Source organism: Herbiconiux dendrobii (genome assembly GCF_052048175.1).
GTDB lineage: Bacteria > Actinomycetota > Actinomycetes > Actinomycetales > Microbacteriaceae > Herbiconiux.
In genome coordinates, this window is sequence record NZ_JBLZQV010000002.1 from 319,470 (window position 1) to 334,429 (window position 14,960).

The following is a 14,960-nucleotide window of genomic DNA, read 5'->3' on the forward strand; positions in this document are numbered from 1 at the left end:
CATCCGGCCCGCGCAGGGCCCCCGACTCATCCCCTCTTATAAGGACTCACGGAAACATGGCTCACACCAAGAAGAACCTCCGCGGCATCCTCGCGGCCGTCACCACACCGTTCACCGAAGACGGTGACGCCCTCGATGAGGCAGCGCTGCAGCGCCAGGTGGAGCGACTGGTCTCGGCCGGCATCCACGGCATCGTCACCACCGGCACCACCGGCGAGTTCACCACGCTCTCCGCCGAGGAATACCGGCGTGTCATCGAGCTCTACGTCACAGGAACGGATGGCCGTATCCCGGTCGTGGCGGGCATCGGTGCTCTGTCGACCCAGGGTGCCATCGACCTCGCGCAGCACGCCGAGAGCGTCGGTGCCGACGCGATCATGCTCGTTCCGCCGTTCTTCGACCCGCTGAACCCGGGCATGCTGAAGGCCTTCCTCTCCGCGGTGGCCGAATCGATCAGCATCCCGATCGTGTACTACAACGTCCCGGGTGCGACGGGCGTGCACCTCACGGCGGCCGAGCTCGCCGAGCTGGGCGACATCGACGGCGTCGACTACATCAAGAACACCTCCGACGACGCCGTCGGCCTCGCCGAACTCCTCGCCGTCCGCAGCGACCGCATCAAGGCCTTCAACGGCTGGGACACGCTGACGTTCTTCGGCATCGCCAGCGGCGCCGAGGCATCCGTCTGGGGCACCGCCTCCGTCGTGCCCGAGCTCGCCGTCGAGTTCTGGAACGCCCTCGCCGAGGAGAAAGACCTGGTGCGCGCCCGCGAACTGTGGAAGCACCTCTGGGCCGTCAGCGACTTCCTCGAGTCCGTCAACTACGTGGCCGGCATCAAGGCGGGGCTGGAACTGATCGGCGAACCCGGCGGTCCGGTGCGTCCGCCCATCCAGCCGCTTCCCGCCGAAGAGCGCGAACGGTTCGCCGGCATCCTCCGTGCCGCCGGTGTGCTCCCGACCGTAGCGGTGTGAGACCGTGAGCCAGTTCATCGACGGCGAGCGCGTCGACGGCAGCTCCGGGGAGAGCATCGACGTCATCGATCCGTCCACGGGCGAGACCATCACGACCGTCACCCTTGCGGGAACCGACGACGTGAACCGCGCCGTGCAGGCGGCCAGAGCGGCCTTCCCTGCCTGGTCCCGGGCGACTCCGGCGGAACGCTCCGCCGTGCTGACCAGGTTCGCCGTGCTGATGGAAGAACGGGCCGAAGAATTCGCCCAGCTCGAGTCACGCCAGGCCGGGAAGCCCATCCGGCTCGCCCGCGAATTCGACGTCCCGGGCACGATCGACAACATCGCCTTCTTCGCCGGTGCCGCCCGCAACCTCGAGGGGAAGGCCACCGGGGAGTATTCCGCCGACCACACCTCGTCGATCCGCCGCGAGGCGATCGGCGTCGTCGGCTCCATCTCCCCGTGGAACTACCCGTTGCAGATGGCCGCGTGGAAGATCCTGCCCGCCATCGCCGCGGGGAACACCATCGTTCTGAAGCCCGCGGAGATCACGCCGCTCACCTCGCTCCTGTTCGCCGAGGTGGCCACCCAGGCGGGGCTGCCGAACGGCGTCGTCAACGTGCTGACCGGCCGCGGGCCCACCGTCGGTGCGCAACTCCTCCGTCATCCCGATGTGGACATGCTCTCGTTCACCGGCTCCACCGCCGTGGGCCGTACCGTGCTGGAAGCGGCGGCCACCACCGCCAAGCGGGTCCACCTCGAACTCGGCGGGAAGGCGCCCTTCGTCGTGCTCGACGACGCCGACCTCGAAGCCGCCATCCACGGCGCCGTCGCCGGGAGCCTGATCAACACCGGGCAGGACTGCACCGCGGCCACCCGCGCCATCGTGCACCGTTCGCTGTACGAGGACTTCATCGCGGGAGTCGCGGAACTCTTCGCGAAGGTCAGGCTCGGCCCCACCCAGGACGTGACGACCGATCTCGGCCCGCTCGTGTCGCGCAGGCACCAGCAGTCCGTGGCGGGCATGGTCGAGCGCGCCCGCGGCTACGCCCGCGTGCTGGGCGGCGGGATCCCCGACGGCGACCTCGCCGCCGGCTCCTACTACCGGCCGACGCTGGTGGCGGATGCGAGCCCGGACAGCGAGATCTTCCGCGTCGAGGTCTTCGGGCCGGTTCTGGCGGTCACGCCGTTCGACTCCGACGACGACGCACTCGCGCTGGCCAACGACACGCCCTATGGCCTGGCCTCGTCGGTGTGGACGAAAGACGTCCACCGCGCACTGCGTTTCACCCGCGACATCCGCGCCGGCGTCGTGTGGGTGAACGACCACATCCCGATCATCAGCGAGATGCCCCACGGCGGGATGAGACAGTCCGGCTTCGGGAAGGACATGTCCACCTACTCCCTGGACGAGTACACCGTGATCAAACACGTCATGTACGACCTCACCGGGAACGCGGCCAAGGACTGGCACCGCACCGTCTTCACCCTGGAGGGCTAGGTGGCCACCGGTCGGGTCCGCGGCCAGTTGAACGCTCTTCGCGCCGCGGATCCCCGCATCATCGACGTTCGGGGGGCCGGTCTGGTCTGGCACTTCGAGGTCGTGGATCATCGCGGCTGCGGCGACCCCGTGCTCGGCGAAGAAGTGCGGCATCGTCTCGCCCGGAACGAAGACGGCTGGCGGGCGCGCCTGATCGGGGACAGCACCATCATGCTCGTCCTCGAGCACGACGAGACGTCCGAGAGCGCGCTCTTCCGCGACGCCCTGCTCGACGTGCGCCGCGTCCTGTCGACCACCTCTCTCGACCATCTCCGCGAACTCACCGCACCGTAGGAGCACCACGTATCCGCCGGGCAGGACGTGCTGCCCGGCACACGTCAGCGAGCCTGGGCCCTCTCCCGACGGAGTGCGGGAGGTGGGCCCAGGCTCGCTGGAGTAGACGACGCAGGTGCGCCGGATGCGTCCTACGGAGTGACGGCCGTGGAAGCGCCCGTCCAGGCCGAGAGGGTGTTGTCGACCGACTCGCCGACCGTGGTGGAGGGGACCGTGCAGGTGAACGTCCAGGTGGTCGGCTCGCCGACGCCCTGCACGGGGGCGTCGCTCAGGCCGATCTCCACCAGCGCGACGAGCGATCCGCTGGGCGCGGGGATCTCCGCGTCGGTGTCGAAGGTGACGGTCGAGGTGCCGATGCCCGCGACGTTCGTGACCGATCCGGAGACGGATCGGAAGACCACGCTGCCGGCGGCGAGGGACGCTCCCGCGGTCTGGCTGAGCGTCATCGTGACGCTCTGGCCCGCGGGCACGGCCTCGGTGGACGAGCCGTTGAACATGTCGACCTCGGTGGGCCGGCGCAGGGTGATGGAGCTGCCGTCGGGGGCGGTTCCGACGACGGCTGCGTCTTCGAACCCTCCCCACTGCACGTACAGGTTGCTCACCGTGGAGGCGGCGGCGAAGGGCGTTGCAACGGCCAGCGCGACGACGGGAACCGACCAGGCGGCTCCGGCGAGGAGGGTACGGCGGTCGATGTTCAGAGTGTTCTCGTTCACGGATCTCCTAATTCAGGGTGGGGGAGCTCGGGTCGAACCCCCCGAATGCGGGGTGTCGCACATGCTTCGAAGCCAACCGTGCATTCGGATTGCCCACAATGAGGATGCCGAGCAACCATCCGCATTTCACCCTGGGCGAAAAGACCCGCCATGCGCCCTTCGTCCTCGCCTTCACCCCCGGTCGGAGACCCCGCGCGGCGAGGCTGCGACGGAGCAGGATCGCCGAGCAGCGCAGCTCAGCGGTGATGAAGTGAGGGTTCCGTCCGCGAGCTCAGGTGCAGGGCAGTGGCCCGGTTCGCCGACGCCACTGCATCGATGAGCCGCTCCCGCGCGAGCGTCGAACCCGCACCCTCCCGTGCGCCGAGCGAGGCGAGGCGACGCCCACCCCGCCCGAGCAGCGCGAGCGTGAGCTCGGCGGCGAACACGTCGCCGGCGCCGATCAGCGACTCCGACGCGATCGGCCCCACCGGGTGCGCCGGCACGTCGCGCCGAAGCCCGTCCCGGTACACGGAGGCCCCCCGAGGCCCGCGCGTGACCACGATCGCCACCCCGGGATGACCGGCCGCCCATCCCCCGGCCACCCGATCCACCTCGGGCACGTCCTCGTCGCTCAGCACGGCGATGTCGAACAGCGGGAGCAGCTCGTCGGCCTCGGCGAACACACGCGGGCCCACCGAAAGATCTCCCCGGGCATCCGGAACCTGGTCGGGCTCACGGAGGTAGCCCTGCAGCAGCACCATCCGCAGCGCCCCCGGGGGCACCGTGGCCACGTAGTCGGCCACGACCGAGACCGGCGGATCGGCCAGCAGCGGCGCGAACAGCAGCGCCTCCGCCTCGCCGAGGGCCTGGCGCACCGCGGCCTCCGGGCGCTGCAGCCGCGCCGACTCCGCACGGCGCACCGCCTGCAGCCGCCGTTCGCCGCGCACGTCGTTGACGAACACCAGTGTGTGCGCCCCGCGCGCCGGCTCGAGCAGGCGGAGCCCCCCGGCGCGCGCCGAACCCGCCTCCAGCACCTCGAAGTCGCGCCCGTATGGAGCGGCGACCGGGGCACGCACGCCGCCCGCCTCGAGCACCGGTGCCATGAACGCCGCCGGCGATCCGATCGCGCGCACCGTCCCGGCCGAGGTGATGTTCTCGTCGATGCAGACGTGCCCGGCGATGACCACGCGGCGCTCGGCATCCATTCGAGCAAGCCTAGGCCAGCCTTGGTTGAAGATCGTTCTGCAGAGGGTGTAACTTTGCAGCCTGCGCAAATTTCGCGCGACCCCCCTGTCTTCCGCGTTCTGAGGATGCTCGTGTCTCGTTCCGAATCATCGTCCACCCGTCGCTCCAAATCGGCCGACGCCTCGGCGGCCCGCCAGAAGGCCTTCGACGAGGCCGGCGGCAAGATGACCCACCGCCAGATCCTGTTCATCATCTTCGGGCTGATGGCGGGCATGTTCCTGGCGTCGCTGGACCAGACCATCGTCGGCACCTCGATGCGCACCATCGGCGACGACCTCGACGGCATCTCGCTGCAGGCCTGGGTGACCACCGGCTACCTCATCATGTCGACCATCTCCACGCCGCTCTACGGCAAGCTGTCCGACATCTTCGGGCGGCGCCCGCTCTACATCATCGCGATCGCGATCTTCCTGATCGGCTCGCTGCTGGCCGGTCTCGCCACGAACATGTACGAGCTCGCGGTCTTCCGCGCCATCCAGGGGCTCGGCGCCGGCGGCCTGATGTCGCTCGCGCTGACCGTGATGGGCGATATCCTCGCTCCCCGCGAGCGCGCCAAGTACCAGGGCTACTTCCTGGCCACCTTCGGCATCTCCAGCGTGATCGGCCCGCTGCTCGGCGGCCTGCTCTCGGGTGCGCCCGAGATCCTCGGCATCACCGGATGGCGCTGGATCTTCCTGCTCAACCTGCCGATCGGCGCCGTCGCGATGGTGATCGTGCTGCTGTTCCTGCACATCCCGCACACCAAGCGCGCGGTGCGCATCGACTGGGGCGGAGTCGCGGCCATCATCCTCACGGTCGTGCCGATCCTGCTCGTGGCCGAGCAGGGGCGCGAGTGGGGCTGGGGTTCGGCCGGCGCCATCGCCTGCTACGTGATCGCCCCGATCGGCCTGATCGGCTTCATCCTGATCGAGCGCCGGATGGGCGACGACGCGATCATCCCGCTCAAGCTGTTCCGCTCGCCGACGTTCTCGATGGCCACCATCCTCGGTGTGCTGGTCGGCTTCGGCATGTTCGGCGCGATGATGACCATCCCGAACTACCTGCAGATCGCCGCCGGCGCCACGCCCACCGAGGCCGGCCTGATGATGATCCCGATGGTGCTCGGCCTGATGATCTCCTCGATCGTCTCTGGTCAGCTGATCTCGCGCACGGGTCGCTACAAGATGTTCCCGATCATCGGCACGGGCCTGCTCGTGGCGGCGTTCTTCTACATGACCTTCGTCTCGGCCGACAAGCCGATCTGGTACATGCTGCTCGGGATGCTCGTCATCGGCCTCGGACTCGGCCAGCTGATGCAGACCCTCACCATCGCCTCGCAGAACTCGGTCGGGCCGCGCGACATCGGTGTGGCCACCTCCTCGTCGACGTTCTTCCGCTCCATCGGCGGAACGCTGGGCACGGCCGTGGTGTTCTCCGTGCTGTTCTCGCGCCTCGGCGCGACCCTGCCGGCGGCGTTCACCAACCCGACGATCCTGGCGGGGGCGCAGACCGCCGCCGCCGATCCTGCGGTGCAGAGCGACCCGGCGAACGCGGCGATCCTGCAGATCCTCGGGAACGCGCAGACCGACCCGTCGTCGATCGGGGACGCCCTGAGCGGCGACACCTCGTTCCTGGTGGGCGCCGACTCGCGGCTCACGCTGCCCTTCGTCGACGCCTGGGCGAACGCCACCTCGACGGTGTTCTGGGTGTGCCTCGCGGTGGTGTCGGTGGCCTTCGTGCTCTCGTTCTTCCTCAAGGCGACGCCGCTCCGCGCGAAGTCGGCCCTCGAGGAGTCGGCTGACAACGCCGCCGCCGCGCGCGCGGACGCCGACGACGCGGCGAACGACCCCGCCGTCCAGGCCCAGCTCGCCGCCGAGTCGGTCGGCGCGATGGTGCTCCCGGACGTCACCACCCGCAGCACCCCGGTGCAGCCCCCCGCGGGAGGCTCGCGCTAACCCCCTCCCGTCAGCGGATGCAGTTATGACGAGGACCGACGCCCTATACGGCGTCGGTCCTCGTTATTTCTGCATTCGCTGACCGAATCCCGGGCGTCACCCGGGCCAGGGCCCGCCCACCCGGCCCACCTCCCTACCCAAAGGCGATCCGGAACGGCGCCCGAAGTCTCGGGGCCTGCTCGACGACCCAGGGTGAGGGCGTGGCCGCGACAGCGACCGCACCCGAACATGTCCCCTCGCGCCGGGCGGGGACCGGCGCGACCGCCAGAGGCCCCTCGCCGAAGGCGAGAGGTCTCTGGCGCAGCCAGCTCAGAAGTCGCGGAGGTTGCCGCGCAGGCCACCGTCGCCGTAGCTGCGGCGGAGGATGCCGCGGCGGCGCAGGATGGGGACGAGGTCGCCGAGCATCCGGTAGACCGTCGTGGGGTGGAAGTCGCCCGAGAAGATGAAGCCGTCGTTGTCGGCGTCGTCGCCGATCTCGGCGATGAAGTCGGCGATCTCGTCGGCGGTGCCGACGAAGCCCGAGCGGTCGGAGAAGCGGCCGAGACGAGCCTTGGCGGTGAGGATCTCGCGCAATGTCGCATCCGCGAAGCCGTCGAATACGCCGAGCAGTCCCTTGATGCTGCCCCGGGAGACGTGGTCGCCGAAGATCGCGGGGTCGATGGGCCGGTCGAGGTCGAGCTTCGTGAGGTCGGTCTCGAGGTCGCTGGACTGGCCGGCGGCGATGGTCAGCAGAGCCTCGTCGGAGGGGTGCGCGGAGGCCGCCACGATGCGGTCGGCCTCCTCGGCACTGGCCGCGACGATCGGCTTGAACACGAACAGGATGTCGATGTCGGCCGCCGTGCGCCCGTGCGCGTGCGCCGCCGCGAGCACCTTCTGCCGGTAGGCACGGATGGTGTCGGTGTCGAGCGAGGCCAGCGCGAGCTGCACCTGCGAGTTCGTGCCCGCGAAGTCGAGCCCACGCGGCGATCCTCCGGGCGACACCACGACGGGGTCTCCGGATCGGGCCTCCGCCGAGGCCTCCGAGGCCCTCGCGCCGCCCGCGCCACCGCCGACGCCACCGCCCCCGCTCAGCTCCCCGAACGGCAGCGCGTTCAACGGCCCGTCGAACGTGAAGTGCTCGCCGCGGTGCTGCACGGGGTCGAGGTGGGTGCCGTCGGCGAAGTGCCCGGTCGTCGCATCCGCGATCAGCGCATCCGTCCCCCAGCTGTGCCACAGCGCCTTCACCGCGCCGAGCCACTCCTCGGCCCGGTCGTAGGCGCCGTCGTGGTCGAGCGCGGGCACGCCGAAGTGTCGCGAGCTGCCGACATCCGTCACCACGTTGATGCCGAAGCGGTGCGCGCTCAGGTGCTGCAGCGTCGCGAACTGCCGGGCCGCCTGGTAGGGCGAGTAGGCCAGCGGATTCACCGTCGGCGCGATGCCGATGTGCTGCGTGACGTCGAAGAGGTAGGGCGCGAGCAGCAGCGGGTCGTGCTTGGGTCCGCCGTACGCGCTCCGGATGCGCAGGTCGAGGGTGTCGGCGTTGCCGAGCGAGAGGGCGTCTTCGATGATGACGAGGTCGAACCCGGCCTGCTCGAGCGCGCGCACCGACTGCTGATAGAGCTCGGGCTCCTGCCAGCGGTGCCCCCAGTCCCAGCTCGGCTGCCCCCAGCCCTGCGGCCCGAAGCCGCGGGAGAGGAACCAGCCGAAGTGCTGGGGCCGGCTCACGCCTGGATCCCCGCGGCCTCGGCCCGCTCGACCACGACCTCCGCGACGGCCTCGTCGGCGGGCGCCTCGGTCAGATGCCCGGCGGCACGCACCGCGGCCAGCGCCTGCTCGAGGTCGGCGATCAGGTCGGCGGCGTCCTCGACCCCGATCGAGAGCCGGATCAGCCCGTCCCAGATGCCGCCCTCGGCCCGCTGCTCCGGCGTGCGCCCGGCGTGCGTGGTCGACGCCGGGTGCAGGATGAGCGAGCGCACGTCGCCGAGGTGCGTCATGCGGGTGAACAGCTCGGCCGAGTCGATCAGCGTACGCGCCGCCGCGGTGCCCCCGTGCACCGTGAACGCGAACACCGAACCCTGCCCGCGCGGCAGGTAGCGCGCCGCCAGCGCCCGCGACGGGCTGGACTCGAGCCCGGCATGGTCGACGGACGCAACCTCCGGCTGCTGTTCGAGCCAGCGCGCCACCTGGAGCGCGGAGGCCGACTGCCGGTCGACCCGCAGCGACAGCGTCTCGATGCCCTGCAGGATGAGGAACGCGTTCAGCGGCGAGGGCGTCGGCCCGAACCGCGCCACCACCACGTCGCGGGTGAAGGCGAGGAACGCGGCCGGCCCGTGGACGGCGGCCAGGCTCTGCCCGCCGAGCGAGGCCACCGGGGAGTCGAGGTGCGGGAAGCGGGCCGATCCGTCGGCCGCCGTCACCGACCAGTCGAAGGAGTCGCCGCTCACGATCACGCCACCGAGCACCGAGCCGTGCCCCGCGAGGAACTTCGACGCCGAGTGCACCACGATGTCGGCACCGTGCTCGATCGGCCGCAGCAGGTAGGGCGTGGCGAAGGTGTTGTCGACGATCAGCGGGATGCCGTGCCGGTGCGCCACCTCGGCGACGAGCGCGATGTCGACGAGGTCGTTCTTGGGGTTCGGGATCGACTCCACGAACAGCGCTTTGGTGTTCGGCCGGATGGCGAGCTCCCAGGCGAGCGGGTCGTTCGCGTCGAGCACGAAGTCGGTGCCGATGCCCAATCGCCCGAGATTCTCGGTGAACAGGCTGCGCGACCCCTCGTAGATGCTCGACGCCGAGACGAGGTGGTCGCCGGCCGAGGCGAGACCGAGCACGGCCGAGGCCACCGCGGCCTGCCCGCTGCCGACGAGGATGGCGTGCGAGCCCCCCTCCAGGGCCGCGATCCGCCGCTCGAGCGCCGAGTTCGTGGGGTTGCCGAGCCGGGTGTAGCTGAAGCCGTCGTCGCCGCCGGTGAACCGGTCGTGCGCCTGGTCGAAGTCGTCGAACACGAAGCCCGCGGTGAGGTGGATGGGCGTCACCCGGGGGTTCGCGCCGCCGGGAACGTGCGGCTCGGCGCCGGCGTGCACCTGCTCGGTGGCGAAGCCGCGGCGGGGCCGAGGATGCAGAGGTGCGGGGTCGTGAACGCTCATGGTCACCCAGGGTGCCACGCCCGCCTGGTCAGAGGACCTTTTACGAAGTTCTGTTACGACCGCGGATGCCCGGTACTCTGGGAGAGAGCGCTCTCAGACCCATCGGGAGCCCGAGCACCCTGCGAAGGAGCAGTGCACACACCATGACCACGTCTTTCCCACCCGGATTCCTCTGGGGTTCCGCCACGGCCGCCGCCCAGATCGAGGGAGCAGCCTTCGAGGACGGCAAGAAGGCGTCCGTCTGGGACACCTTCGCCCGCGTCCCCGGCGCCGTGCTGAACGGCGACACCCTCGACGTGGCCGTCGACCACTACCACCGGATGCCCGACGACGTGGCGCTGATGAAGCAGCTGGGCCTGCACTCGTACCGCTTCTCGACGAGCTGGGCGCGCATCCGCCCGGATGACGCCGCCACCAACCGGGCCGGTCTCGACTTCTACTCCCGCCTGGTCGACGAGCTGCTCGGCGCCGGCGTGCTGCCCTGGCTCACGCTCTACCACTGGGACCTCCCGCAGGCTCTCGAAGACCAGGGCGGCTGGGCGAACCGCGACACCGCCTACCGCTTCCGCGACTACGCCGAGGTGGTCTACGAGGCGCTCGGCGACCGCGTACAGCACTGGACGACCTTCAACGAGCCGTTCTGCTCGTCGCTTCTGGGCTACGGATCGGGCGTGCACGCCCCCGGCCGGCAGGAACCCGCCGCCGCGGTCGCCGCGGTGCACCACCAGCACCTCGCGCACGGCCTCGCCGTGTCGCGGCTGCGCGAGCTCGGCGCGCCGAACCTCGGCATCACGCTGAACCTCACCAATGCGGTGCCGCAGAACCCCTCCGACCCGGTCGACGTGGAGGCCGCACGTCGCATCGACGGCCTGAACAACCGCATCTTCCTCGACCCGCTGCTGCGCGGCGAATACCCGGCCGACATCCGCCGCGATCTCGCCGAGTGGGGGCTCGACGAGGTCGGCGACACCGGCCTCGTGCGCCCCGGCGACCTCGAGGTCATCGCGCAGCCGCTGGAGTTCCTGGGCGTCAACCACTATCACGACGACCAGGTGAGCGGGCATCCGCTGGCCGCCCCGGCCGATCCGTCGATCGTGCCCGCCGACCCGCACGCGGTCGCCGGCGGGCGCAGCGTGAGCTCGCCGTTCGTGGGCTCGGAGCACGTCACGTTCCCGCTGCGCGGCCTGCCGCTCACCGGCATGGGCTGGGAGGTGCACCCGGCCGGCCTCCGCACGCTGCTCGTGCGCCTCGGCCGCGAGTACCCCACGCTGCCGCCCCTGTACGTCACCGAGAACGGCGCCGCGTACGACGACGAGGTGTCGCCCGACGGCGCCATCCACGACACCGCGCGCACGCAGTACATCCTCGACCACATCCAGGCGGTGTCGGAGGCGATCGCCGACGGCGCCGACGTGCGCGGCTACTTCGTGTGGTCGCTGCTGGACAACTTCGAGTGGGCCTGGGGCTACGGCAAGCGCTTCGGCATCGTGCGGGTCGACTACGACACGCTCGTGCGCACCCCGAAGGACAGCGCGCTGGCGTACGCCGACGTGATCAAGGCGGCGGATGCGGCGGGCGCTTCGTCAGCCGTCGGCGCACCCGGCTCGCTATCCTGAGCCTCGTGCAGCGAAACCCGACCCTGGAGATGGTGGCCGCCGAGGCCGGCGTCTCGCGCGCCACCGTGTCGCGGGTGGTGAACGGCTCCACCAGCGTCAACCCCGAGGTGATCACGGCGGTGAACGCGGCCGTGGCGCGCCTGAACTACGTGCCGAACCGGGTGGCACGCTCGCTCGCGAGCCGGCGCACCGACGTGATCGCGCTGATCGTGCCGGAGTCGACCTCGACGGTGTTCGCCGACCCCTTCTTCGCGCCGGTGGTGCGCGGGGTGGCGCGGGCGCTGTCCGACACGAATTACACGCTGAACCTCCTGATCGCGTCGGAGGCCCGGCCCGAGAAGACCCGGCGCTATCTGCAGGGCGGCAACGTCGACGGCGCCCTCGTGGTGTCGCACCACGCCGAAGACCACTCCTACGTCGGGCTGGGCGACTCGCTGCCGATCGTCTTCGGTGGGCGGCCGCTGCATCCGGAGCTCTCGGACGCCTACTACGTCGACGTCGACAACCGCGCGAGCGCCCGCCTGGCCACCGATCACCTGATCGGCCTGGGCCGTCGGCGCATCGCCACCATCGCGGGACGGCAGGACATGCCCGCCGGCATCGACCGCCTCGCCGGCTGGCGGGAGTCGGTGGCCACGGCCGGGGGCGATCCCTCGCTCGTCGAGTACGGCGACTTCTCGCAGGCTTCGGGTGCCGAGGCGATGGCCCGGTTGCTGATCCGAACGGATGCGGCCGCCCCGGATGCCGCTGGCTCCGGCGATCCGATCGACGCCGTCTTCGTGGCGAACGACCAGATGGCGGCGGGCGCGATCCAGGTCTTGCACGCCCAGGGCCGGTCGGTGCCGGGCGACGTGGCGGTGGTGGGCTACGACGACGACACCTTCGCCAGCACGCTCACCCCGCCGCTGACCACGGTCAACCAGCCTTCGGCCGATCTCGGCGCGAGCATGGCCGAGCTGCTGGTGCGGCTGATCGCGGGCGAGGAGGCGCCGCGGCGCACGATCATCCCCACGACGCTCGTCGTGCGCGCCTCCGCGTAGCTGCCGCTGTCAGGCGCTCGGCCCCGGGCGCTCGGCACTCGGCGCTCGGCGCTGGATCAAGCGCTGGCGGGCTGTGACTGCGACTGCTCCTGCACCGCGGCCCAGACGGCGTCGAGCGAGAGGCCGAGCACCTCGGCGATCGCGGCGATGGTGGAGAACGCGGGTGTCGCCACGCGCCCCGACTCGATCTTCCGCAGGGTCTCGGGCGAGACGCCGGCGGCGAGCGCCGTCTCGAGCATCGGGCGGTCGCCCCGAGCCCGGCGCAGGAGCGCACCGAGGCGCCGGCCGCGCTCGAGCTCGGCGGGCGTGAGGGAGAGGCGGACCATCATGCGTCCGAGTGTAATACCGGGATAGGAATACCAGTCGAGGCGTGTGGCCGGTTAGGCTGACCGGGATAGTTATTGGGTCGCTTCCGTGCGGCCCGGGAGAGGCCCCGCATGATCGAGATCCTGACCGCCGCCGAGCTGCCCCGCGCCCGAGCGGCCGGAGCGCTGGTCGCGACCATCCTGCAGACGCTCAAGGGCCGCGCCGCCGTCGGCACGAACCTGCTCGAGATCGACCGCTGGGCCGCCGAGCTGATCGTCGAGGCCGGAGCGGTCTCCTGCTACGTCGACTACGCGCCCTCCTTTGGACGCGGCCCGTTCGGCCACTACATCTGCACCGCCGTCAACGACGCGGTGCTGCACGGGATGCCGCACGACTACGCCCTGCGCGACGGCGACCTGCTGACGCTCGACCTCGCGGTCTCGCTCGACGGCCTCGCCGCCGACTCGGCGATCAGCTTCCTGGTGGGTGAATCCCGCCCCGCCGAGAGCGTCGCGCTGATTCGGGCGACCGAGCGCGCCCTCGCCGCCGGCATCGCCGCGGCCGGCCCCGGAGCGCGCATCGGCGACCTCTCGCACGCCATCGGCACGGTGCTGAGCGAGGCCGGCTACCCGATCAACCTCGAGTTCGGCGGCCACGGCATCGGCTCGACGATGCACCAGGATCCGCACGTCTCGAACGACGGCCGCCCCGGCCGCGGCTACCGCTTACGGCCGGGTCTCTTGCTGGCGCTGGAGCCCTGGGTGATGACCGACACCGACCGCCTGGTCACCGACCCCGACGGCTGGACCCTGCGCAGCGCCACCGGTAGCCGCACCGCCCACAGCGAACACACGATCGCGATCACGGAGGACGGCGCCGAGATCCTCACGCGGGCGCCCGGCGCCGCGGCGCGTTAGCAACCGCGCCCGCTGCGCGCTGCCCGCTAGGCGAAGGTCGCGCCGGGCAGGCGCCGGCGGATGACGTCGATCGCCGCCGGGTTCTGGTCGACGAGCACGTAGTTGCGCCCGAGCGCCGCGGCGACGGCGCCCGCCGTGCCGCTGCCGGCGAAGAAGTCGAGCACCCAGTCGCCCTCGCGCGAAGAGGCCTGCACGATCCGCCGCAGGATGCCCTCGGGCTTCTGCGTGGGATACCCGGTCTTCTCCCGGCCGGTGGGCGACACGATCGTGTGCCACCAGACATCCGTCGGCAGTTTGCCGAGCGCGGCCCGCTCGGGCGTCACGAGCCCGGGCGCCATGTACGGCTCGCGGTCGACCGTCGTCGAGTCGAAGTAGTACGCCGCCGGGTTCTTCACGTACACCAGGATCGTGTCGTGCTTCGTGGGCCAGTGCTTCTTCGACTTCGCCCCGTAGTCGTAGGCCCAGATGATCTCGTTGAGAAAGCTGTCGCGGCCGAACAGGGCGTCCAGCAGCACTTTCGCATAGTGCGCCTCGCGGTAATCCAGGTGCAGGTAGAGGGTGCCGTCGTCGGCGAGCAGGCGCCAGGCCTCCACGATCCGCGGCTCCAGGAACGACCAGTAGTCGTCGAAGCGGTCGTCGTACTGCAGCAGGTCGCCCTTGATGCGGTCGTACTGGCGACCCTGGAACCCCGTGATGCGACCCGCGGCGGACTCGGCCGGCTCCGCGACCGGAGTGCGCACCGCCGTCGTCGATCGCCGGCTCTGCGTGCGCCCGGTGTTGAACGGCGGATCGAGGTAGATCACCGTGAACGAGCCGTCGGCGAACGACGGCAGCACCTCGAGGTTGTCGGCGTGGAACACTAGTCCCTCGCCGCGGGCCCCGTCGCCGAACCGCGCGAGCGGGGACGGCGGATGGGGCATCCTGCCATTGTGGCAGTTCGCGGGAACCCGGCGTACGCTCAGCACACCATGAGCACCGAGATCCACAACGAGGCCGAGAACAACCGGTACACCATCAGCGTCGACGGTGAGGTGGCCGGCTTCGCCGACTACCGCATCGAGGGCGGAACGATCGTGTTCATCCGCACCGAGGTCGACCCTTCCAAGCGCGAGGGCGGCCTGGCCGGCCGGCTCGTGCAGTACGCCCTCGACGACGTGCGCACGAGCGGCACCCTCGCCGTCGTGCCCCAGTGCAGCTACGTCGCCCACTTCATCGACACCCACCCCGACTACCAGGAGCTCGTCGACCGCGGCTGAACCCTCTCCACATCGCTTGCCGCGCCCGGGGCGGGTCGCGCTGTC

The 14,960-nt window shown here is 70.7% G+C and carries 14 protein-coding genes; 8 read left to right on the top strand and 6 right to left on the bottom strand.

What is annotated here, in order from left to right:
- Positions 1-56 precede the first annotated feature (56 nt).
- Genes ACN4JJ_RS06420 through ACN4JJ_RS06430 form a run of 3 tightly spaced genes read left to right on the top strand, consistent with a single transcriptional unit; the run spans position 57 to position 2,784 of the window.
- The gene (locus tag ACN4JJ_RS06420) at positions 57-971 is read left to right on the top strand and encodes a dihydrodipicolinate synthase family protein (protein ID WP_440709088.1); all 915 of its coding nucleotides are present in this window, start codon (positions 57-59) and stop codon (positions 969-971) included.
- Between the two features lie 4 nt (positions 972-975).
- Complete coding sequence (locus tag ACN4JJ_RS06425) at positions 976-2,451, top strand: gamma-aminobutyraldehyde dehydrogenase (RefSeq protein ID WP_440709089.1); 1,476 nt, start codon at positions 976-978, stop codon at positions 2,449-2,451.
- Entirely contained in the window at positions 2,452-2,784 is a 333-nt protein-coding gene (locus ACN4JJ_RS06430; protein ID WP_440709090.1) for a hypothetical protein, read from the top strand.
- Positions 2,785-2,915: 131 nt separating this feature from the next.
- Here the strand turns inward: ACN4JJ_RS06430 and ACN4JJ_RS06435 are convergent, their stop codons facing one another.
- Both ACN4JJ_RS06435 and ACN4JJ_RS06440 read right to left on the bottom strand, forming a co-directional pair.
- Positions 2,916-3,497, bottom strand: coding sequence for a hypothetical protein (locus ACN4JJ_RS06435; RefSeq protein ID WP_440709091.1), 582 nt, complete (start codon positions 3,495-3,497; stop codon positions 2,916-2,918).
- 236 nt (positions 3,498-3,733) lie between these two features.
- Positions 3,734-4,681 (bottom strand): carbohydrate kinase family protein, encoded by a 948-nt coding sequence (locus tag ACN4JJ_RS06440; RefSeq protein ID WP_440709092.1) that lies wholly within the window; start codon positions 4,679-4,681, stop codon positions 3,734-3,736.
- A gap of 204 nt (positions 4,682-4,885) precedes the next feature.
- Between ACN4JJ_RS06440 and ACN4JJ_RS06445 the strand changes: the two genes are divergently transcribed.
- Positions 4,886-6,655 (top strand): MDR family MFS transporter, encoded by a 1,770-nt coding sequence (locus tag ACN4JJ_RS06445; protein ID WP_440709561.1) that lies wholly within the window; start codon positions 4,886-4,888, stop codon positions 6,653-6,655.
- A 309-nt stretch (positions 6,656-6,964) separates the two neighbouring features.
- On the opposite strand, the gene ACN4JJ_RS06450 is transcribed toward ACN4JJ_RS06445, so the two are convergent.
- Both ACN4JJ_RS06450 and ACN4JJ_RS06455 read right to left on the bottom strand, forming a co-directional pair.
- The gene (locus tag ACN4JJ_RS06450; protein WP_440709093.1) at positions 6,965-8,359 is read right to left on the bottom strand and encodes an LLM class flavin-dependent oxidoreductase; all 1,395 of its coding nucleotides are present in this window, start codon (positions 8,357-8,359) and stop codon (positions 6,965-6,967) included.
- A complete protein-coding gene (locus tag ACN4JJ_RS06455) occupies positions 8,356-9,780 on the bottom strand; it encodes an O-acetylhomoserine aminocarboxypropyltransferase/cysteine synthase family protein (RefSeq protein ID WP_440709094.1) in 1,425 nt (474 codons plus the stop codon). Before ACN4JJ_RS06455 ends, ACN4JJ_RS06450 begins: the two co-directional genes overlap by 4 nt.
- Before the next feature lie 143 nt (positions 9,781-9,923).
- Here ACN4JJ_RS06455 and ACN4JJ_RS06460 point away from each other — a divergent pair, with 143 nt between their 5' ends.
- Together ACN4JJ_RS06460 and ACN4JJ_RS06465 are read left to right on the top strand one after the other, a co-directional pair.
- Positions 9,924-11,396, top strand: a complete 1,473-nt coding sequence (locus ACN4JJ_RS06460; protein WP_440709095.1) for a glycoside hydrolase family 1 protein — start codon at positions 9,924-9,926, stop codon at positions 11,394-11,396.
- A 29-nt stretch (positions 11,397-11,425) separates the two neighbouring features.
- Positions 11,426-12,436 (top strand): LacI family DNA-binding transcriptional regulator, encoded by a 1,011-nt coding sequence (locus ACN4JJ_RS06465; protein WP_440709562.1) that lies wholly within the window; start codon positions 11,426-11,428, stop codon positions 12,434-12,436.
- A gap of 56 nt (positions 12,437-12,492) precedes the next feature.
- Here ACN4JJ_RS06465 and ACN4JJ_RS06470 read toward each other — a convergent pair whose 3' ends face one another.
- Positions 12,493-12,762 (bottom strand): helix-turn-helix domain-containing protein, encoded by a 270-nt coding sequence (locus tag ACN4JJ_RS06470; RefSeq protein ID WP_440709563.1) that lies wholly within the window; start codon positions 12,760-12,762, stop codon positions 12,493-12,495.
- A 111-nt stretch (positions 12,763-12,873) separates the two neighbouring features.
- Between ACN4JJ_RS06470 and map the strand changes: the two genes are divergently transcribed.
- Positions 12,874-13,659: a type I methionyl aminopeptidase gene (gene map, locus ACN4JJ_RS06475; RefSeq protein ID WP_440709096.1), complete on the top strand. Its 786-nt coding sequence runs from the start codon at positions 12,874-12,876 to the stop codon at positions 13,657-13,659.
- A 26-nt stretch (positions 13,660-13,685) separates the two neighbouring features.
- On the opposite strand, the gene ACN4JJ_RS06480 is transcribed toward map, so the two are convergent.
- Positions 13,686-14,579, bottom strand: a complete 894-nt coding sequence (locus ACN4JJ_RS06480) for a DNA-methyltransferase (RefSeq protein WP_440709097.1) — start codon at positions 14,577-14,579, stop codon at positions 13,686-13,688.
- Positions 14,580-14,627: 48 nt separating this feature from the next.
- Here ACN4JJ_RS06480 and ACN4JJ_RS06485 point away from each other — a divergent pair, with 48 nt between their 5' ends.
- Entirely contained in the window at positions 14,628-14,915 is a 288-nt protein-coding gene (locus ACN4JJ_RS06485) for a GNAT family N-acetyltransferase (protein ID WP_440709098.1), read from the top strand.
- Positions 14,916-14,960 lie beyond the last annotated feature (45 nt).